Genomic DNA, 20,191 nt, shown 5'->3' with positions numbered 1-20,191 from the left:
TGTTATACTTGACAGAATTAGATTTTATTTATAAAAGAAAAAGCATTAGACAATTTAAAGAAGAAAATATTAATGATGAAGATATAAAAACCATTATAAAAGCAGCTACCCAAGCACCTTCAGGCAAAAATGAACAAGGTTGGCATTTTGTTGTCATAAAAAATAAAGAAAAAATAAAGAAATTAGCAAATATAGTAGAAGAAAAAAATGATGAATTAGCATCATATTTAAATGATGAAAATGATAAAAGAAACCTTACAAAATTTCTTAAATATCATACTATATTTAAAAATGCTCCTATTATAATTTTAGCATATGCTAAAAATTATATTCCAGCTGGATATAAAGCTCTAAAAGCTAAAGGAGCTTCACAAGAAGAAATTCATGACCTTCTTAGACCATCTCCTGGAATACAAGGAATTTCAGCAGCAATGGAAAATTTACAACTAGCTGCAGCTAGTATGAATTATGGTACATGTTGGATGACAGGTCCATTATATGCAGCAAAAGAAATATCTGAGTATGTTGGGTTCAGTAAAGAGAATTACTTTTTAGCTGCTATAACACCTTTAGGTATCCCAGAAAATGAAAATGTTGTATCACCTCCTAGAAAAACTCTAGAAGAAGTTTTAACTATAATAGAATAAAATAAAAATAACCCATATGGGTTATTTTTATTTTATTCTATTCATTAATTCTTTTCTTAATTCTTCATATCCCGGCTTTCCTAAGAGGGCAAACATATTTTTCTTATATTCTTCTACTCCTGGTTGATTAAATGGATTTACTCCTAATAAATATCCACTTAAACCACATGCCTTTTCAAAAAAGTATATTAATTTTCCTAAATAATACTCATCCATTTTCGGTATATTAATTATTATATTTGGTACTCCGCCATCTACATGAGCAATTAGTGTTCCTTCAAATGCTTTTTTATTAACAAAATCCATAGTCTTACCTGCTAGATAATTAAGACCATCTAAATCTTTCTCATCTTTTTCTATTTCTATATCTACTTCTGGATCATTTATATTCAATATAGTTTCAAATATATTTCTTCTTCCTTCTTGAATATATTGACCCATAGAGTGAAGATCTGTTGAAAAATCTACAGAAGATGGAAAAATCCCTTTACCATCCTTCCCTTCACTTTCTCCATATAATTGTTTCCACCATTCAGATATAAAATGAACATGTGGTTCATAGTTTACAAGTATTTCTATTTGTTTACCTCTATTATATAATATATTTCTCACTGCTGCATATTTATAGGCTTCATTATTTTCTAGACTATTATGACTATATTCTTCTCTAGCTTTTTTTGCGCCAAATATTAGTTTATCTATATCAATTCCAGCTACAGCAATAGGTAATAATCCTACTGGAGTTAAAACTGAGTATCTTCCACCTACATCATCTGGAATTATAAATGTTGTATATCCTTCATCTTCAGATAATTTTTTAAGTGCCCCTTTAGAAGCATCTGTAGTAGCATATATTCTTTTTTTAGATTCTTCTTTTCCATATTTATCTTCCAAAAATTTTCTGAATATCCTAAATGCAAGTGCAGGCTCTGTTGTAGTACCTGATTTAGATATTACATTTATACTTATATCTTTATCTTTTATTTTACTCATTATTTTATTTATATATTTTCCACTTATATTATTTCCCACAAAATATACTTCTGTATCTTTTTCATTGTCTTCTAAAGCTTCTATTACTGCTCTAGCACCTAAGTATGATCCACCTATTCCTATAACTAAAAGCACATCTGATTTTTCTCTTATATCATTAGCACTTCTTTTAATTTTTTCAAGTTCTTCTTGTTCTAAGTTATCAGGTAAATCAATCCATCCTAAATAATCATTCCCAAGACCTTTTCCTGATTCCAATAAATTATGTGCTTTACTTACAAAAGGTTCTATAGCTTTTAATTCTTCTTTTTTTATCATTGCATTAGAATAATCAATAAAAATATTATCCAAAAAATCTCCTCCTTAATTTCACTTATTATCATTATATCACTTAATCTGGACATAAAAAAAGAAAAGTTATTAAGATATAACTTTTCTTTTGATTCCTGGAAATGTTGGTTTGTTAGGATCATTATTAGATATATACTTATATATATAATCTTCTGCTCTTATTCCTTGATGTTTTAATCCTTCATTACCAAATAAAACATTAAACTCTAATATATAAAATTTGCCTTCAACTTCTACTACATCAAATCCTGCATGATTAATACCTAATTTTTTTGCAACTCTATCTACTAAATCTACAGCTTGTAAAGGTATATCTTCAAAAGAATAGCTAGCTCCCTTAGCTATATTGTTATGAAATTTTCCTTCTTCAGCTATTCTCCAATATGCACTTATTACTTTATTACCTATATATACAACTCTTAAATCTCTATCTATTGGTAAATACTCTTGAATATATAATATTTCATTTTTATTTATATAATTCTTTAATTGATTTCTATTTTCTAAAAGAAATACTCCATTTCCCATTGAATTTTTTATTTCTTTTGCTACTACAGGATATCCAAACTCTTCTTCAATTATATCAATTGTAGAATTAGAACTTCCCATTATTCTAGTATATGGTATATTTTTAGGAAATGTTGCCATGAAAGCTCTTGTCATTTCAACTTTATTATGTCCTAAATGAAATGTATCTATATTTGGAAAAATATTTTTCTTCAAACCATACACCAACGAATTTACTTGCCAATATTCTGGAAACAATATAAAATCAGCATCTTTAATTTTATCTATTTCTCTAAACATATTTTCAGGTTTTATATATGTGATATTTTTCATGCCTATTGTTCTAAATGGATTAAATGATATTATTTTCATCTTCTAATTCCTTTCTCTTTAACATGTAAATATATTACTTTAACTTGAAGAAGATGTCAATATTTTTTTATAATAATATTATATTTTTTTTATTACATTCTTCTACCATCCATTTAGGCCAAATAGAAGATTGTACCTCACCAATATGAGCTTTTCTCAAAAAGAACATACAAAGTCTCGATTGACCTATTCCTCCCCCTACAGTAAGAGGTAATTTATCTTGTAATAATAACTCATGATATTCAAGGGTCTTTCTATCCTCACAATTAGATAATCTTAATTGCTCTTTAAGTGCTTCTTCATCAACTCTTATACCCATAGAAGATATTTCAAATTCACTATTTAATACTGGATTCCAGAATATTATATCACCATTTAGATCCCAATCATCATAATCAGGAGACCTCATCCCATGTGGCTCACCTGACTCTAAATTTCTACCTATTTCCATTATAAATACAGCCTTTTTTTCCTTTGCTATTTTTCTCTCTCTTAATTCTGGACTTAAATTAGGATATAATCTTTCTAACTCTTTTGAAGAAATAAATTGTATTTCTTCAGGTAAAATAGGCTCTATATGATCATATAAACCACATATATATTTTTCTGTATCCTTACATATACCATATATTAGTTTTACTATTTCCTTTAATTTTTCTTGATTTCTTTCTTTTTTATCTATTATTTTTTCCCAATCCCACTGGTCAACATATATTGAATGAGTGTTATCAAATTCTTCATCTCTTCTTATTGCATCCATATCAGTATAAATTCCTTCTCCAATTTCAAAATTGTATCTCTTAAGTGCCATTCTTTTCCATTTTGCAAGAGAATGAACTATTTCTACATTAGACTCAGAATCATTTTTCATATCAAATATAACTGGTCTTTCTACACCAGATAAATTATCATTTAATCCAGTATTTGTTCTTACAAATAAAGGTGCTGATACTCTTAATAAATTTAATTTTTTTGCCAATTTTCTTTCAAAATAATCTTTTATAGTTTTTATAGCTATTTCTGTTTGTTTTAAGTTTAATGTTGGTTTATAGTTACTTGGTATAATTAATTTAGTATCCAAAAAATCCACTCCTTTAATTTTATATTTTAAAATAAAAAAATCTTTTATCTCTATATAGAGACAAAAGATATATTTTGCACCACCCTAAATGATATTTATCAGTACGGAAACTATGTTTCGATACTGTCCAATAAATAACGGTTTGGTTCCGACTAAGCCTAATTTTCTAATGAATTTCAGTTAGCTATTTAGAGGCGTTTTTCATTATAAGTTTTGTATCGAACTTTCACCATCGTCGACTCTCTAAAACAAACTCTTGTAATTACTCTCCTCATCACAATATTTAAATCTATTTAGTTTTTTATTAGAAATAATTATATTACAAACATTTAATAAAGTCAATAAAAACCAGCCTATTTTTTAGACTGGTTTTTAATTCATTCTAACTTTTAATAAAGCTATATCATCTTGTGGTTCATCATAATGAAAACAATTCATTGATTTTAAAATATATTTTATAAGATTACCTTTTTTATCCTTAATACTATTTTTTAATCTTTCTATTCCATATTGTTCTCCAAATTTATTTCGAAGTTCTATTATGCCATCTGTATAAAATAATATTTTATCATTTTTTTGTACTTTTATAGTCTTTTCATTATAATTTATATCATCAAACAAATAACATATTGGAAATCCAGTATTTTCTAAAACTTCTATACTATTATTTCTCAATAATAAAGGTAAACTATTATGTCCAGCATTTGCGTAGGTAAATGTACCTTTCCTTTTATCTAATACTCCATAAATTATTGTAAAATATTTATCATCATCTATGTTTAAGTCTAGAAAACTCTGATGTAATTCCTTCAATACATTGGAAGGTTGTATTGTGGTATCCATTATTGCTCTCATGGTCTGTCTTACAAACATAGTAAGTATAGAAGCTGATACTCCATGACCCACTACATCAGATATATAGATACCTGTATACCTTTCATTGATATTAAATACATCAAACATGTCCCCACTTAATACTTCTGAAGGTTTGTATATATAATCAATAGATACAGAGCCATAATTGCCTTTTGGAGGTAAAATTCTTTTTTGCAATGCTCTAGAATATTTAATATCTTTGTTCATCTTTCTATTTCTGTCTATTACTTGTTTTTCAAGATGCTTTTCCTTTGTTATATCTCTAAACACTTCCACAACTGCATATATATTTCCGTCATTATCCTTAACTGGAGAGCTTTTTATAGAAAATACTCTTCCATTTATAATTTGTTCTTTTTCAGATATAGCTTCTGTTTGAAATGTAGTTTGAGTTATACATCTGTTACATTCACAAGTTCTTCCAAGAGAAAAATAGCATGATTTTCCTAAAGAATTAAAGCCAAGCTCTTTTTTCATAGTTTCATTTTCATATATAACTATTCCATTTCTATCTATAACTCTTACCCAGTCAGCCATACTATCTAATATATTACGAGTTAATTTTTGATTATTAATATGATCTTTATTTAAAAACATTTCAATACTATTATTAATACTCAAATCAGATACCTCCCCAGGTTTGAGAAGAATTTTCAAACCAATATATACAATTATATCATAATAAAATTTTTATTTATATAGTAGACATAAAAATAATTAAAAATGACCCTGAATACTATAGTATTCAGGGTCATTTTTAATTATTAAAATCTACTTCTTCATATCCATCTTCAATATATCTAGATAAAGAATAAAGTAAATCTGAGAGTCTATTAACATATTTTAATAAATGTTCATTTACATCAGCTTCTCTTGCAAGTGTAATTATTCTTCTTTCTGCTCTTCTACATATAGTTCTACTTACATGTAGAAATCCCGCAGCTTTTCCTGCTCCAGGTATTATAAAATAATCAGGAGTTTCTACCATATCTAAATATTCATCAATTTTATTTTCTAAAAATATTACTTCATCTTCTGTCATTTCAAACTTAAGCTTTGATTTATCTTCTGTAGCAAGTTCTGCTGCTACATCAAATAATTTTCTTTGAATCTTATTTAATAAATCATACACTTTTTTATCTTCAATAAAGTTTTTAGTTAAACCTAAATATGAATTCAACTCATCAATTGTTCCATAAGACTCTACTCTTATACTATCTTTAAAAACTCTTTTACTATCATAAAGACTAGTTTTACCTTTATCACCTGTTTTAGTATATACTCTCATAAAACACACCTCCAAATTCTAAAATAATTATACCCAAAGAAAAATGAATTATTCTACTTATTAATGGATATAAAAAATATATATATTAAAATAACATTTCTAGGAGTTTATTATGAAAAATAAATTGAAACTAATTACAATTATAATAATTATATTATTTGTTTATATAACAAATTTACACTATCATTTAAGAAGTTATCTTATAATGTATCCTTTAAAAATATATTATAAAAACACAGGCTTATATAATGATATCAATATAAATATTCCTACTAGAAAAATAAATAATACATCCTTTTATCCTTTTATGCTATATTTTAATTCTAAAAATGGTTTTTCAAACTATATAAACGAAGATGTGGAATTAAGTATTTCATATAATTTTGGAGGATTTAAATTTCTTAATGAATATTCTAGTTATTATGATGAAGATTCTGAACTATTTTCCGCATTTTATGGTGCATATATTATTGATTCTAAATCAAATAACCCCTTTGGATTTAAATCAAATGGAGATATAAATATTGATTTATTAGAAAAAGTTCCAAAGTATGACCAAAAATATTTGGTACTACGTTCACTTGGTCTTAATCCTAAAAAATCGACTTTTAAAAATGATATAATAGATATTGAAGAAAATATAGAATATATCAAAAGTGATAATTGGATAAAAGTAGATTCCAAAATTCGTACAAATTCCCCAAATCATAATAAGAAAAATTTCCAAAGAGGTTATATTCAATTTGGCAATCCTAAAAACACTAGCAAAAACTATCCCATTATAAATATGTATGGAAGAATGTATGTCAAATATTTCAAAAATTATGATAAAACAATAGGATTCTATATATTAGGAAAAAATAAAAATATAGTTGATAAAATAGATAATGAAATTATGTCAAGAGCATATATTAATTAAAATAAGTCCTCTATAGAGGACTTATTTCAACCATTCAGGTTGTGTTCTTATATATGGTCTTATGCCATATTTTTCATCATGCTCTTTCAATGCTTCATCTATGTCTTTATTACTCTTTATATTTTCAATATCAACACCTTGGCTAAAAGGACAACTAGATATACAAATTCCACAATCTGTTCCTAATATTCTCCACATATTATAGCAATCTTCCTGATTTATTTGCCACCTATTTATACCATTTATATCTTTTTTATCTTTTGGTATAGCCTTGCCTGGACAAGTTCTCAAGCATCTATTACATCTCTCACAAAAATTATTTAAACCAAAGTCTTTATATTCATCTTCTATTAAAGGTATATTTGTAGTAATTAGTCCAAGTCTTATCATTTGACCATATTCTTTTGTGATGATTATTCCATTTCTTCCTATATCTCCAATACCTGCATCTCTTGCTACAAGCGGTAATACAGCTAAATAATTTGCATCCATATGATTTCTAGCTTCATACCCAAGTTCTCTTAAAAAATATGATATCTGCATTCCAATAATACTTGCTTTTACATAGGCATTTGAAGTATCTATGATTTCTGAGACTTGTGGGGATCTATTTAACATTTCCTTATCCATTTTAACAGCAAAAACTATACCATATTTATGGTTTGAATTTACTTTATCACCATAAGTTTCATTATCCCTACCTCTATTAGAATACCAATGATAATTTCGCATTCTCGTAATACCTACCTTGACAGCACCAAAGTGTTTTGAAAGACCTTTTATTCTTCTAGTGATAGTTTCACTATTCACATCCACCTTTTCAAGTGCAGGAATTCCTTCTGATATTTTTTTTATATCATTTAAAAATTTAAAGTTTGCTTCAGCTATTTTAGAATTTATTGGATCATATGTGGCAGTTCCTTCTCCACAAATTTCAGGTTTATTTCTAATTTCATCATCTTTTTCTTTTTTCTCAGGATGATTATTATAATAATTATTATAGTCCTTAGAACCTTCTTCTAAATTCATACGTGAAAACATAGTATCTCTTTCATCTATTTTTTTCATAATTTATTTCCTCTCTAAGCTAAGTTTTCAAGTAAATTTAAATCTTTTATAATTATTTTCTTATTCCCTATTAATTCTATTATATTATCATCTTGAAGTGAACTTAACTTTCTACTAACTGTTTCTCTGGTTGATCCTATATAATTTGCCATATCTTCTCTACTAAGTGGTATCTCAAGTTCTACTATACTTTCTTTGGGTGTACCAAAATCTTTAATTAAACTTAAAAGTAGTCCTGCAAGTCTAGATTCAATATCTTTTGTTCCTAGCCTTTGTATTTGATTTTCTAAATTTACTACTCTATCATGAATTACACCTAATATTTTTAATGCAATTGTAGGGTTATTTAAAAGTATTTTGTCAAAATCTTTTTTAGTTAGTATTGATATTGTGCTATCTTCCATAGCTATAGCATTAAATTTAAATTCACTTTGTTTTATAAGACTCATATCTCCTATAAAATCACCTTCTGCTAATATATATATAATTTGTTCTTTTCCATCTCGTGTATATTTAAAAGCTTTTATTTTACCTTTATTTATTAAAAATAATTTATCTGAAATATCTCCTTCAAAAAAGAGCATATCATTTTTTTTGTATTTTCTTACTTCTAATTTATTTGTAATTTGTGCAAGCTCCTCTTCTGGAAGTATGGAAAATATAGATACTTTTTTAGCACAATATTTCCCTTGGCATAAATCACAAACTCCATTACAATTGCTCATAGTTTCACCCTATTCTACTATATATTTCTAATTATAATTCAATTATATTATATCATAAAAAAATAGGATGGTTAACCATCCTATTTATGCCCTTTTTCAGGTACTATACATATAAATTTAAACTTACCTTTGCCTACATTTTTAAATTGATGAAGTTTATTTTCAGGTACATATGCATATGAACCTTTCTCAACTTCATGTTCTTTTCCATCTATAAATAGTATTCCTTTTCCTTCTAACATATAATTAATATGAGGCCATGGATGACTATGCTTTGGAGTATAGCCCTCTTCTTCTACCTCCATCACTCTCATTACGTGACCTTCCCATCCTTCTTTTGGTGATATTATAGCTTTCATTGATGCACCTTTTACTTCTGGATTATCAAATTCTACTTTCTCTATATTCTTTTCATGAGATACTATCATAATAAACACTCCTCATAAATAAATTTAGTATATATTTATTATACCCTATAATATACTATAAATGAAACTTATTTTGATACTCGAAATAAGTTTTGATATACTATAGGTAACTATACTCAAGGGGGACAATATGGACTATGCCGAGAAACGTAAACTAATATTAAAAGGAGATATGGCAAAAGTCATATTAACTTTATCTGTTCCACTTATGATAAATAATTTAATACAGACAATTTATAACTTAACAGATACTTTTTTTGTAAGTAGGCTTGGAGATATAGAAGTAAATGCAGTTGGTTTTGTATGGCCAATTATCTTTTTTATGATGTCGATTGCAGTAGGCCTTTCAATATCAGGAACAGCTCTAATTTCTCAATATACAGGTGCTAATGATCATGAGCAAGCAAAAGTTGTTGCTGGACAAATTATTTCATTTTCTTTTATTTCTTCTACAGTTTTAGGAATATTAGGTTTTTTTACTACCCCATTTATCGTTTCAATAATGGGAGCAGAAGGAGAGTTATTTAATTATAGTGTAGATTTTTTAAGAATAATACTTTTAGGGCTTCCAACTATGTTTATATTTTTTGCTTTTAAAGCAATAAAGCAAGGTCAAGGGGATACTTATACTCCTATGGTTCTTGTAGCTTTTTCGGTAGCATTGAATATAATTTTAGATCCTATTTTTATTTTTGTATTTAATTTAGGAGTAAGCGGTGCTGCAATTGCTACAGTTTTAGCAAGAGGAATACTTGCACTATATGCCATGTATATTTTATTTACAAAAGATGATGGTATAAAATTAAATAAGTGTCATTTGAAAGTTAAAAAATATTGGCTTAAAAAGATTATTTTAGTAGGCCTTCCCTCTTCAATTGGTCAATCTACTGCTTCTCTTGGATTTGCTGTATTAAATGTATTTGTAAAATCATTTGGAAGTGCTACACTTACAGCATTTATAATTGGTAATAGAATAAATTCACTTATTCTCATGCCTGCTATGGGGATAGGTAGTGCACTTGCTACAATAGTAGGACAAAATTTAGGTAAGGATAATATTTTAAGGGCAAGAAAAGCTGTAAAAACTAGTGCAGCACTTGCTACGATATTTTTAATTATAGGTGGATCTATTGTATTTATAACAGCACCACAAATTATAAATTTATTTACAAATAGTAAAGATGTAATATCACAAGCCACATTTTATTTAAGAGTTATATCTGCTTCTCTACCTTTAATGGGAATATTTCAAATATTTAATGGTACTTTTCAAGGCTCTGGACATACTATCATGGCAATGCTTATTATGGGTTCCAGACTATGGGTATTTAGGATACCTTTGATACTCATATTTAAAAACTTTACCAATTTAGGTGAAAAATCAGTATGGTTTGCAATGATATTAAGTAATGCATCTGTATGTTTAATAGGATTTATTCTTTATTTATCTAGAAAATGGGAAAATAAAATAATAAAAAAAGAATTTAGTTAAATTTAATAAGAGGTGATTATTTTGTTCAACTTGGATACTTGAGTATCTTACATTACAGATAACTCGACTAAAATCATTACTGAAACATTTGATAAAATACTTAATGAAAAAGGAGTTACTAGAGTGCAATGGATTGCACTATATTATTTAGGAAAAAACAATAATGTTAATCAAAGAGATTTAGCAAAACTTATGAATATTAAAGAATCTACTATAGCTAGATTAATAGATAGAATGGAAAGAGAAAAATTAGTTATACGTAAAAAAAATCAATCTGATAAAAGAGTTATAAATATAATATTAACTCAAAAAGGAAAAGAAACAAGAATAGAACTTTTACCTGAGGGAGAAAAATTTAATGAATTAGTATCAACAGGTATAAAAGAAGATGAATTGGAAATATTCATGAATGTACTTCATAAAATGGTTTCAAATGTAAGTAAACATAATATCTAATATTATGTTTACTTTTTTATTTAATATTGATTGACAATTAACAAATTACTTGCTATACTAAGTATATTAAAATGTTAAATCTAAATTAGGAGGAGTTAATAATGGCAGATGTAAGAAAAATGTTAAATGATTTCACAGGTGGATTAGAAGAACTAGCAGAATCTAACGAAAAGCATGTAGGTGCTTTTATGGGCCTTTTAGAAGCATCCTATGAACCTGGAGCATTAGATTTAAAAACTAAAGAATTAATGAGTATAGCTATAGGTTGCTATAATAGATGTGAATATTGTATTGTCTTCCATACTTATAAAGCACTTGAAGCAGGAGCAACAAGAGAAGAGATTCTTGAATCAGCAATGGTAGCTGTAGCTTTTGGTGGCGGCCCTTCAATTGCATATAGTGTAACATTACTAAAAGAGTCATTGAATGAATTTGAAAAAGACTTTAAATAATTTAAATAAGTGCATAAGACAGTAGAGATACTGTCTTTCTCTAATATTTATTAGAAAAGGATGAGAAAAATGTTGATTGATATTAAGCTTGAAAAATTATCTGGACATTCTAATAATGGAAAGATAGGAAAAGTATATGTAAAAGTTAATGATAATATAAAATCAGGAGATGAAATATTAGATATAGAATCTAATAAAGGTAATAAAACAATAACCTCTACTGCTTCTGGAGTTGTTAAATCAGTTAAGGTTCAAACTGGTGATACGGTCAAAAAAGATGACATACTTATAACAGTTGATGGTGAATTAAAAAATACTTCTTCTAAGAAAAAAAGTACATTCAACTATATGGGTGGATTAATGAAGCCTAAAAAAGAAGAAATAGATATGGATATAACTGTTATTGGTGCAGGTCCAGGTGGATATGTAGCTGCTATTTATGCTGCAAAAATGGGAGCTAAAGTTGCTATAATCGAAAAAGAAAAAGTAGGTGGAACTTGTTTAAACTGGGGTTGTATACCTACAAAAGCATTTGTAACTTCAGCTAAAATGTATGACAATTTAAAGAATATAAATGAATTTGGATTATGTGCTGAAAATATATCAGCTGATATAAAAAAAGTAGTTTCTAGAAAAAATAATATAGTCAAAGAGTTAACTAACGGTATAGAATATTTATTTAATAATAATAATGTTACTTTATATAAAGGAAATGCTAAAGTTTTAGATAAAAACACTGTATTTGTAAAATCTAATAATACAGAAACAACTATAAATACTAAAAATATAATTTTAGCTACAGGTTCTAAAGTATCTATGATTCCTATTAAAGGTATTGATTCTAAAAATGTTCTAACTAGCAAACAAATACTGGATATAAATAAACTACCTAAAAAACTCACAATCATAGGAGGAGGAGTAATAGGTATGGAGTTTGCTTTTCTTTTCAATAACTTTGGAGTAGATGTAACTGTTATTGAATATATGAATGATATACTCTCTAATATCGATAATAATATAGTTTCAGAAATTACTTCCATAGCAAAAGAAAAAGGAATAAAAATATATACTTCATCAAAAGCTGAAGAAATAATTGATTCTGAAGATAAAGAAAGTATTGTATCCTTCAGCAAAAATAATAAATTACATTATATTACTAGTGATAAAGTGTTATTATCTGTAGGAAGAGAACCAAATTTAGGTGAAATAGATTTAGAAAAGTTAGGTATTGAAAGAAATGAAAATAAAAGAGGAATAAAAGTAAATACTAAAATGCAAACTAATATTTCTAATATATATGCTATAGGTGATGTTACAGATAAAATTCAACTAGCTCATGTAGCGTCTCACCAAGCTATAGTAGCTGTAGAAAATATTTTAGATAAAGATGTAGATATGGAATATGATGTTATACCTTCTGCCATATTTACAGATCCAGAAATAGCAATAGTTGGATTAAATGAAAAAGAAGCTAAAGAAAAAGGGTTAGAAATTTCCATTGGTCAATTTCCTTTTTCCTCAAATGGAAAAGCATTAACATTAGGAGAATCTAAAGGATTTGTTAAAATAATTAAGGACAAAGAAACAGGAGTTATATTAGGTGGTTCTATAATAGGTCCTCATGCTACAGATTTAATTCATGAAATAGCTTTAGCTATAAAAAACAAGTTAAAAGACATAGATTTAATGAATACTATACATGCTCATCCTACAACAGCAGAATCTATATATGAGTCTATATTAGCAAGTACTGAAACTGGTGCTATTCATAATTAATAAAAAAGAATTGGTTTAAACCAATTCTTTTTATATTAACTCATATCTTCTAAATGAGAAGTTTGAAGTAAATAATCTGCATAAAGTTTGTTTGTTTTTCCTAATTTATAAGAAAGTTTGTCTACAAATATTTGAAGAAATTTCATTCCCATCTTTGGTTTTGACCTAACTATCTCTTCAATTTGTGATTGCTCTAAAGATAAAACAGTTAAAAATTCAGTTGCTTTACCATTTACATAGTATTTTTCTGTAGCTATTGCAGTTTCTCCTATGAAATTTCCTGTACAAAGTGTTGCTAAAGAAATTTCTTCATTTTTTTCATTACGCTTAAATATATTTATACATCCATCTACTATTATATAAAATTTTGAATCCTGTTCTCCTTCTTTAAATACCATTTCATTATCATTAAAGAACTTAATATTTGTAATTTGTGCAATTTCTTTTATTTCTTCTTCTGTAAAAATTCCAAATTCTTTTATACTCTTTATTTTATTTATCTTATCTTCTAAACTGATATTTTTTTGTTTTTCTTTAGCATCTACATTTTGTTTAGATAAATTATTACTTTCCATTATTTTTCTAATTTGATATCTATTTTGTATAGTAAAATCAACTATTTTTTGCCAATTTCTTTGTATATATCTATATTGAGTAAAAGGATCTTTTTCTTTTACTGCTTCATATTTACTTATATAAATATTTTTCATAGTCTCTTTTGAAGCTTCCGTATCACCTTCTGCTAAATATTCTAAGGATAATAATACATTGGTCTTATATATTTTATCTTCTAAATCATCCTTTAAAAATTCACCAGGATAAGGATCAAAATCCTCTGGTTTTACTATGGTCATATTATTTACAGCATATTGTGAAGATAGCTTTGCTCTTTCATACATAAATCTATAAATATCTTCTCTAAATCTTTGCCATACTGGATGATTTTTTTTAGGTGGAAGATGTTTCACAGAAAGTTTATTATCTAAAAAGAAATTAAATCCAAACATCTTTGAATTAATTAAATAATCAATATCTTCTCCTCTCGTAATATTAGGATCAAAAGCTATAAGCTGATAAAGATTCTTGTGAATCACCATTGCTCCACCAAAAGCAAAAGGAGTTTGTTTTAATCTTGGTTCACAACCTATAATTTTATCAAATGCTTTAGCTTTACTACCAAATCTATCCCAATATGTCATCCAAGGCTCCATATCTACATCATCATAATATTCATCATGCTTATTTAGATAGTATCCAGCAACTCCATATATAATTTCACCATATATCCTTTTACCTATATATTTCTTAGACATGGATATGAAATTTTTATTTTCAATTATTTCATCATCATCTATTAAAATTACTACATCTGAAGCTAGTATATGGGCTGAAAAAAGACACATATTTCGAACATTAGAATATCCTTTCAAACTCATCATATCTATTATTTCCCTTTTCAAATCAGAAGATTTAAAAATATTTTTTATAGTCCTTAAACTTCTTGGAGTAAAAAGAAAAGTTTCAATCCCCATATCTACGCTATTTATTATATTTTTAACCTTTTCTTCAGCTTCTTTCTCTATATCTATTGTTGTAGGGCATAAAAGTATAACTAATTTAAAGTCTTTATCATTTAAATTTTTCAAACTTTCAAGTGTCCTTTTTAATGTCCCTTCCTTATCTACAGGAGTAGGATGATCATATATTGCATCTCCTTTTTTCCACCCTTCAGTTGATTTTCTGGACCAATATGTCGGTATAACTACAGTTTGTCTCATTTCTTAACCCCTCCATAAATTTTTTCTAAATTATCTAAAGTGTTTTTCCATGAGAAGTTTTTCTTAGCATATTTATAGCACCTTTTACTTCTTTCTTCTTTATCATTTCTAGTAAGTTCATTTCTTATAGCAGATGCAAGTTTCATATCATCATCTACATCTACAAGAGTTCCTACATCATCATTTATAAAATCTACAAGTCCTCCTTGGTTTGTAACTACTACAGGAGTTCCACAACCAAGTGCTTCTATTGCAACAAGTCCAAAAGGCTCTACCCTAGAAGGTACTGTACTTACATCTGCAATATTATATAAATCTACTAATTTTTTTTGACTTACATGACCTAGAAAGAAAAGATTATTAATGCTTAACCTATCCTTTAATTCTACTAGCTCTGAATAAAGTTCTCCATTTCCTGCAATTAATGTAACAACAGTTTTACCCTCTATACTATTATTATAAGTTTTAGCAGCCTTTACTAAAACATCTACTCCTTTAAAATGTGTAAGTTTGCCTGCAAAGGATACTATATAATCAGGACTTGTATTTACTCCAAAATTCTTTAAAATTTTCTTTTTATCTAAATCCATTGGTTTAAATAATTCTTCATCATATCCATTCATAACTATTTCAGTATCTTCATCATTTACTCCATATAAAGACTTAACTTCACTATCAACTTGTTTTGATATAGTTATTATTTTAGATGCATTTCTTGCCCCTTCTAAAGCATATTTATGATATCTACTATCTTTTTTAAATCCTTTCAAATCTGTCCCATGTGCTGTTACAATATAAGGTACTTTTGTTTTAGAAGCAGCAAAAGGTGCAATCCATAAATGTTGAGCATGAATTATATCAGGATTAAAGTCATCTACTTCCTCTTTTACTCTTTTTAAAAATACATCAATATAATCTTTCATTTGTTCATTATTTAAATCATAATAAGTATTCATACTTCTTGGGTGAGATGTAAAGCATGGAAAATCATAATCTAAATCCCAATCAGTACTATTTACACCTTTAAAGTATATTGGTCTTTGTTCAAATATTTCTTCTCTTGGTTTTTCATTTTCAGGAAATATTACCCTCACTTCATTTCCTCTTTTAGTAAGTTCTATTGCTAAATTTCTTGTATATACACCACTTCCAGAACCTTCAAGGGGAAAGTGATTAATTAATAATATCTTCATATATTCCATCTCCTTTTTTTAGTTTAATCATAGTTTTTTCCCAACTTTTAATAGTTTTCTTGTAATCTTTTATGACATGAGGTAAGTTGTTATAACTATTTTCTAAAGCTTCTGGTAATATTAGAAATCTATCGTCGTTTAAATATTCTGATAATTTTAAGGATCCAAACTTTATATTTTTTAACTGTTCTTCCTCTATATTTGATAAATCTTCTTCCATTAACCAATTTAAAAATGGATTTCTTCCTATCCAACCAAGACATGCATAGTAAAATCTATCTTTAATATTTTTATTATTTTTTATATCTGGCACATTAGGATAATTATTATAAGTATCATGAAATATCTTAACATCTATATCTATAAAATCTTCTTTTATTGTTTTAGATTTTAATCCTAAAATTGTATCTTCGCCTCTAGATAGTACATTATTTTTGCCATCTGGTGAGTAATATGAAGAATAAAATGGTGGCAATTTATCAAATGTTTCTAGTTTTATAGCTAAATTCCCACCTAGTATTTTGTGCCTAACAAAAGGCTCTTTAATTTCACTATCTATTTTCAGACAATTATGAATATTATAGTTCTTAATATATTCATATATTATTTCTTTTTGAAGCCCTATGAAAAGTTCCTTCATACCTTCAAACTCCATAGGTGGTATTATATAATAACCTGAATAATCCGATGTAGTTACTATTATATTTTCTTTCTTCATATAAGTCATATGTGAACCTATAAAGTCTATTTCTTCTTTTATAATTTGTCCCTTTTCTTTTCTCAAAACATAAGGATATACATCAGTATCTATGAAGAATAATATATCAGTGCCTGTAAGCATAGCTTTTAATATAGCATGATTTCTATTTATTCCATATGGAACTATTCCATCAGTTGATAATGTTTTTACCTTTAATAAACGATTTATATCTTTAGAAGAAACTCCTTTATAAAGTAGATCTTTATATAAGTCTGATTTATCATTTATTTTTACAGCATGAACCTTTACTTTTTTACTAAAGTATTTAACTGTAGTTTTATCAATTTTATGAGAATACACCACTATAACAGAGTAGATCTTATGACCAAATTTTTCTGCATTTTTAAGAAAATCATCTAATCCAGTATTAAAGTTAAAATTCTTTGTAATCATTGCTATTGAAATATTCATTTATCAAGATCTCCCTTATTCACTAAAATTTTATAATAAAAATGAACCCTGAGACTTATAAATAGCCTACTGGTCCATTATTTTCTGTATTTATACCCAATTTTCTGAAAATTTAACTTTGATTTTGTATTTTACAGAAATATTTTATATTTACATGGGTAGAATATATAATATTAAATATTAAGGATGATTTTAATGAAAAAATTAATTTTTACTTTATTAATACTTTATACCATATTATTCTTTGTAGGTTGTACAGAAGAAATGAAAAATGAAGCTATAGGTATAAGAGGAGAAATAGAAAAAATAGAAGCTAATAATACTTCTTCCTATACTATTTATGTGGAAGGAAAAAAAGAATCTGACACAGAATATGATAAAGCATCTGTTTATGTAGACAGTAACACAACAATTTATGATGGAACTAAAAAAGTTAATATAGAAGATTTAGAAGAAGGTCTGATGGTTGAGATAATATTTGAAGGTGGAGTAAGAGAGTCATATCCAGTTCAGGCAGATGCTAAAAAAATTTACATATTAGATGAAAAAATATAAGGCTAAATTATTATAATTTAGTCTTATATTTTACTCTACAGTGATTTCTACAGTATTTGAATTAAATCCTAATCTTTCTTTTAATTCATCTGTTATTTCTATTTTTATAGTATCTCCAACTTTTAAATCTTTATATATATAATGAAATGCAGTAACTATTGTACCATCTGTCATAGTTTCTTCATTTGGTTTTGGAGTTAAGGATTTTATATGTTCATTATAATGATTTCCACTTATTTTTCCTGATCTTATAATTTCATTTAATTTTTCATTTTGAGTTGTAATATTAGGATATCTCTCACTAAGTATTATTGAAAATTCTTTTTTATCTGTTGTAATTTCACTATTTAAAATTTCTTCATCACCAATACTTAATTCATATCTAAATAATCCTTTTGCTAATTCTTTTTGATTTTTCTCATATTCTTCATTTTTGTTTTCAAGTTCATAAATTCTCTCTTCCAAATCTTCTACTTTTGCATTTTCAACATCTTCATTATCATCAGTACAAGCTGATAACATGACAGATATTACTAAGAAAAAAATTAATACTCCAATTTTCTTTTTCATTTAAGCTACCTCCCTTTAATCTAATTCCAACCCCATTTGTATTGAACTATAGTATTTTCCATTTAAATATAAATCTCTTGTTATTATACCTTCTTTTTTAAATCCTAGTTTTTTATACAATTCTATAGCTTTTGTATTATCTTCTCTAACTCGTAAATTTATTTTCTTAATTATATCCCCATCTTCTGCCCAAGTTATCAAATGCTTTACTAGTTCTTTCCCTATACCTATGCACCAATATTCTTTTAATACACTTACTCCAAATTCTCCAGTATGCTTAATTCTTGGTCTATGCCCACCTCTAAAGGTCAAATTTCCAACTATTTTATTATCTATTAATGCTATTATATTTAGATTGTTATTTGAATTCAAAATGTTTTCTAGCATCTTTTCTTCATCTTCAACAGAAATATTAAATTCTCCTCGACCAAATGTAAGAAAATCAGATTGAACAGAAATTTCCTGTATATAATTTATTAGTTTTTTTGCATCTTCTTTTCTAGTCTCTCTAATTAGAAGTTTATTGTTATTTTTAAGTAATACTTTTTTCATTTATAATCACCTCATTTTTGTCCGCTAATAATTATCATGGGAGATATATTAAAATCCCAAAGTCTTTTATTTTCATCCAACATATTTATTCTTTTAACATATCTTTCATTAATTAATCCCATTAATTCATCTTTCTCTTTAACAGTTAATATACTTTCTTTTGCACCTATACTCATATTTATAAACTGCAATATACTCTCATGTTCTGATTCTATTATTAATCTTTTTCTTTTATAAGAATTTCTAGCATCATCCGTACAACTAACATAATTAAGCGTATCTAAATGTATTTCTTTAAACCCAACTTTTTCAAATAATCTTAATATATTTTGAGGGTTATCAAAATATTTTCCTACCTTTAATTCATCTTTTACTTCTTTTGTATATAAATCTATTTTGTTCATGAGAACTTTTTCCCTAGTAGTTGGTGTAATATTATCTTTACTCATTAAGGCTAACTCTGGTCTAATATTTAATATAGATACATATCCACCTTCTTTACATACTCTATATTGTTCTTCTAAGAATTTCTTATTTGGTACATGTTCTATTACAGTATGAGATGTACACGCATCAAAAGTGTTATTATCAAAAGGCAATGATAATGCATCTCCTTCAATATACTGAATATTACTTAATTTTTCTTTTTTAGCTTTCTTTCTGCAATAGTTTATAAAGTTATGATCCATGTCTAAACCAGTTATTTTTATATCTTTAGATAAATATTTTCTAATCTTTCTAGTAAAAGTACCAGTTCCACATCCAACCTCTAATATATTCTTTGCATTTTTAATTCTAATAAATTCAATTATCTCTTCTATTTTATTTTCTGTAAACCTTAAATCTCTACTAGTATCTAAACTATATATACTTTGTATTTTCTCAGACCAATTCCTATTTTCCATAGGTACCCCCCTAAAATATCCTTTCATCTTATTTCC

The 20,191-nt window shown here is 26.6% G+C and carries 21 protein-coding genes; 7 read left to right on the top strand and 14 right to left on the bottom strand.

Features of this window, described 5'->3' with window-relative positions; all coding sequences use genetic code 11:
* Positions 1-8: 8 nt before the first annotated feature.
* The gene (locus D3Z33_RS11550) at positions 9-647 is read left to right on the top strand and encodes a nitroreductase family protein (RefSeq protein ID WP_160197911.1); all 639 of its coding nucleotides are present in this window, start codon (positions 9-11) and stop codon (positions 645-647) included.
* Positions 648-674: 27 nt separating this feature from the next.
* Here D3Z33_RS11550 and D3Z33_RS11545 read toward each other — a convergent pair whose 3' ends face one another.
* The 5 genes from D3Z33_RS11545 to D3Z33_RS11525 form a co-directional block, all read right to left on the bottom strand.
* Positions 675-1,991, bottom strand: a complete 1,317-nt coding sequence (locus tag D3Z33_RS11545; protein WP_160197910.1) for a glucose-6-phosphate isomerase — start codon at positions 1,989-1,991, stop codon at positions 675-677.
* A 69-nt stretch (positions 1,992-2,060) separates the two neighbouring features.
* On the bottom strand, positions 2,061-2,870 hold the full coding sequence (locus D3Z33_RS11540) for an ATP-grasp domain-containing protein (protein ID WP_160197909.1): 810 nt from the start codon (positions 2,868-2,870) through the stop codon (positions 2,061-2,063).
* A 67-nt stretch (positions 2,871-2,937) separates the two neighbouring features.
* Positions 2,938-3,951 (bottom strand): aspartate--ammonia ligase, encoded by a 1,014-nt coding sequence (gene asnA / locus D3Z33_RS11535; RefSeq protein WP_160197908.1) that lies wholly within the window; start codon positions 3,949-3,951, stop codon positions 2,938-2,940.
* Between the two features lie 372 nt (positions 3,952-4,323).
* Complete coding sequence (locus D3Z33_RS11530) at positions 4,324-5,448, bottom strand: PP2C family protein-serine/threonine phosphatase (protein WP_243153493.1); 1,125 nt, start codon at positions 5,446-5,448, stop codon at positions 4,324-4,326.
* Positions 5,449-5,584: 136 nt separating this feature from the next.
* Positions 5,585-6,115: a cob(I)yrinic acid a,c-diamide adenosyltransferase gene (locus D3Z33_RS11525; protein WP_160197907.1), complete on the bottom strand. Its 531-nt coding sequence runs from the start codon at positions 6,113-6,115 to the stop codon at positions 5,585-5,587.
* 112 nt (positions 6,116-6,227) lie between these two features.
* On the opposite strand from D3Z33_RS11525, the gene D3Z33_RS11520 reads away from it, so the two are divergent.
* Positions 6,228-7,034, top strand: a complete 807-nt coding sequence (locus D3Z33_RS11520) for a hypothetical protein (RefSeq protein ID WP_160197906.1) — start codon at positions 6,228-6,230, stop codon at positions 7,032-7,034.
* A 21-nt stretch (positions 7,035-7,055) separates the two neighbouring features.
* On the opposite strand, the gene D3Z33_RS11515 is transcribed toward D3Z33_RS11520, so the two are convergent.
* The 3 genes from D3Z33_RS11515 to D3Z33_RS11505 all read right to left on the bottom strand — a co-directional run bounded on the left by D3Z33_RS11515 (position 7,056) and on the right by D3Z33_RS11505 (position 9,255).
* Complete coding sequence (locus D3Z33_RS11515; protein WP_201750513.1) at positions 7,056-8,102, bottom strand: 4Fe-4S dicluster domain-containing protein; 1,047 nt, start codon at positions 8,100-8,102, stop codon at positions 7,056-7,058.
* A gap of 14 nt (positions 8,103-8,116) precedes the next feature.
* Entirely contained in the window at positions 8,117-8,827 is a 711-nt protein-coding gene (locus D3Z33_RS11510; protein ID WP_130808115.1) for a Crp/Fnr family transcriptional regulator, read from the bottom strand.
* 80 nt (positions 8,828-8,907) lie between these two features.
* On the bottom strand, positions 8,908-9,255 hold the full coding sequence (locus D3Z33_RS11505; protein ID WP_160197905.1) for a cupin domain-containing protein: 348 nt from the start codon (positions 9,253-9,255) through the stop codon (positions 8,908-8,910).
* Positions 9,256-9,385: 130 nt separating this feature from the next.
* On the opposite strand from D3Z33_RS11505, the gene D3Z33_RS11500 reads away from it, so the two are divergent.
* The 4 genes from D3Z33_RS11500 to lpdA all read left to right on the top strand — a co-directional run bounded on the left by D3Z33_RS11500 (position 9,386) and on the right by lpdA (position 13,431).
* A complete protein-coding gene (locus tag D3Z33_RS11500; RefSeq protein WP_160197904.1) occupies positions 9,386-10,747 on the top strand; it encodes an MATE family efflux transporter in 1,362 nt (453 codons plus the stop codon).
* A 51-nt stretch (positions 10,748-10,798) separates the two neighbouring features.
* Positions 10,799-11,203: a MarR family winged helix-turn-helix transcriptional regulator gene (locus D3Z33_RS11495; protein ID WP_431768837.1), complete on the top strand. Its 405-nt coding sequence runs from the start codon at positions 10,799-10,801 to the stop codon at positions 11,201-11,203.
* Between the two features lie 101 nt (positions 11,204-11,304).
* Complete coding sequence (locus D3Z33_RS11490) at positions 11,305-11,655, top strand: carboxymuconolactone decarboxylase family protein (RefSeq protein ID WP_201750512.1); 351 nt, start codon at positions 11,305-11,307, stop codon at positions 11,653-11,655.
* A gap of 60 nt (positions 11,656-11,715) precedes the next feature.
* The gene (gene lpdA, locus D3Z33_RS11485; protein WP_243153492.1) at positions 11,716-13,431 is read left to right on the top strand and encodes a dihydrolipoyl dehydrogenase; all 1,716 of its coding nucleotides are present in this window, start codon (positions 11,716-11,718) and stop codon (positions 13,429-13,431) included.
* Between the two features lie 35 nt (positions 13,432-13,466).
* Here lpdA and D3Z33_RS11480 read toward each other — a convergent pair whose 3' ends face one another.
* The 3 genes from D3Z33_RS11480 to D3Z33_RS11470 are packed head-to-tail and all read right to left on the bottom strand — an operon-like array spanning position 13,467 to position 17,573.
* Positions 13,467-15,209, bottom strand: a complete 1,743-nt coding sequence (locus D3Z33_RS11480; RefSeq protein WP_160197903.1) for a cyclic nucleotide-binding domain-containing protein — start codon at positions 15,207-15,209, stop codon at positions 13,467-13,469.
* Positions 15,206-16,402 (bottom strand): glycosyltransferase family 4 protein, encoded by a 1,197-nt coding sequence (locus tag D3Z33_RS11475; protein ID WP_160197902.1) that lies wholly within the window; start codon positions 16,400-16,402, stop codon positions 15,206-15,208. Before D3Z33_RS11475 ends, D3Z33_RS11480 begins: the two co-directional genes overlap by 4 nt.
* Positions 16,383-17,573: a hypothetical protein gene (locus D3Z33_RS11470; protein ID WP_160197901.1), complete on the bottom strand. Its 1,191-nt coding sequence runs from the start codon at positions 17,571-17,573 to the stop codon at positions 16,383-16,385. Before D3Z33_RS11470 ends, D3Z33_RS11475 begins: the two co-directional genes overlap by 20 nt.
* A 195-nt stretch (positions 17,574-17,768) precedes the next feature.
* Here D3Z33_RS11470 and D3Z33_RS11465 point away from each other — a divergent pair, with 195 nt between their 5' ends.
* Positions 17,769-18,128, top strand: a complete 360-nt coding sequence (locus D3Z33_RS11465) for a DUF3221 domain-containing protein (RefSeq protein ID WP_160197900.1) — start codon at positions 17,769-17,771, stop codon at positions 18,126-18,128.
* A gap of 30 nt (positions 18,129-18,158) precedes the next feature.
* Here D3Z33_RS11465 and D3Z33_RS11460 read toward each other — a convergent pair whose 3' ends face one another.
* From D3Z33_RS11460 to D3Z33_RS11450, 3 genes are read right to left on the bottom strand one after another with little or no spacing between them, the layout of a single operon-like run.
* The gene (locus tag D3Z33_RS11460) at positions 18,159-18,698 is read right to left on the bottom strand and encodes a hypothetical protein (RefSeq protein ID WP_160197899.1); all 540 of its coding nucleotides are present in this window, start codon (positions 18,696-18,698) and stop codon (positions 18,159-18,161) included.
* Positions 18,699-18,713: 15 nt separating this feature from the next.
* A complete protein-coding gene (locus D3Z33_RS11455) occupies positions 18,714-19,250 on the bottom strand; it encodes a GNAT family N-acetyltransferase (RefSeq protein WP_160197898.1) in 537 nt (178 codons plus the stop codon).
* A gap of 11 nt (positions 19,251-19,261) precedes the next feature.
* Positions 19,262-20,155 carry a class I SAM-dependent methyltransferase gene (locus D3Z33_RS11450; RefSeq protein ID WP_160197897.1) on the bottom strand — a complete coding sequence of 298 codons (894 nt, stop codon included), beginning with the start codon at positions 20,153-20,155 and terminating at the stop codon, positions 19,262-19,264.
* Between the last annotated feature and the right edge of the window lie 36 nt (positions 20,156-20,191).

This window comes from Senegalia massiliensis (assembly GCF_009911265.1).
GTDB lineage: Bacteria > Bacillota > Clostridia > Tissierellales > SIT17 > Anaeromonas > Anaeromonas massiliensis_A.
The sequence above is the reverse complement of the archived record's forward strand: the minus strand, read 5'-3'. Positions and strand labels throughout refer to the sequence as shown.

Coding starts and splice junctions, on each gene's coding strand:
- D3Z33_RS11540 (WP_160197909.1), bottom strand. CDS start 2,870: ATGAAAATAATATCATTTAATCCATTTAGAACAATAGGCATGAAAAAT.
- D3Z33_RS11525 (WP_160197907.1), bottom strand. CDS start 6,115: ATGAGAGTATATACTAAAACAGGTGATAAAGGTAAAACTAGTCTTTAT.
- D3Z33_RS11520 (WP_160197906.1), top strand. CDS start 6,228: ATGAAAAATAAATTGAAACTAATTACAATTATAATAATTATATTATTT.
- D3Z33_RS11515 (WP_201750513.1), bottom strand. CDS start 8,102: ATGAAAAAAATAGATGAAAGAGATACTATGTTTTCACGTATGAATTTA.
- D3Z33_RS11510 (WP_130808115.1), bottom strand. CDS start 8,827: ATGAGCAATTGTAATGGAGTTTGTGATTTATGCCAAGGGAAATATTGT.
- D3Z33_RS11505 (WP_160197905.1), bottom strand. CDS start 9,255: ATGATAGTATCTCATGAAAAGAATATAGAGAAAGTAGAATTTGATAAT.
- D3Z33_RS11500 (WP_160197904.1), top strand. CDS start 9,386: ATGGACTATGCCGAGAAACGTAAACTAATATTAAAAGGAGATATGGCA.
- D3Z33_RS11490 (WP_201750512.1), top strand. CDS start 11,305: ATGGCAGATGTAAGAAAAATGTTAAATGATTTCACAGGTGGATTAGAA.
- lpdA (WP_243153492.1), top strand. CDS start 11,716: ATGAGAAAAATGTTGATTGATATTAAGCTTGAAAAATTATCTGGACAT.
- D3Z33_RS11480 (WP_160197903.1), bottom strand. CDS start 15,209: ATGAGACAAACTGTAGTTATACCGACATATTGGTCCAGAAAATCAACT.
- D3Z33_RS11475 (WP_160197902.1), bottom strand. CDS start 16,402: ATGAAGATATTATTAATTAATCACTTTCCCCTTGAAGGTTCTGGAAGT.
- D3Z33_RS11470 (WP_160197901.1), bottom strand. CDS start 17,573: ATGAATATTTCAATAGCAATGATTACAAAGAATTTTAACTTTAATACT.
- D3Z33_RS11465 (WP_160197900.1), top strand. CDS start 17,769: ATGAAAAAATTAATTTTTACTTTATTAATACTTTATACCATATTATTC.
- D3Z33_RS11460 (WP_160197899.1), bottom strand. CDS start 18,698: ATGAAAAAGAAAATTGGAGTATTAATTTTTTTCTTAGTAATATCTGTC.
- D3Z33_RS11455 (WP_160197898.1), bottom strand. CDS start 19,250: ATGAAAAAAGTATTACTTAAAAATAACAATAAACTTCTAATTAGAGAG.
- D3Z33_RS11450 (WP_160197897.1), bottom strand. CDS start 20,155: ATGGAAAATAGGAATTGGTCTGAGAAAATACAAAGTATATATAGTTTA.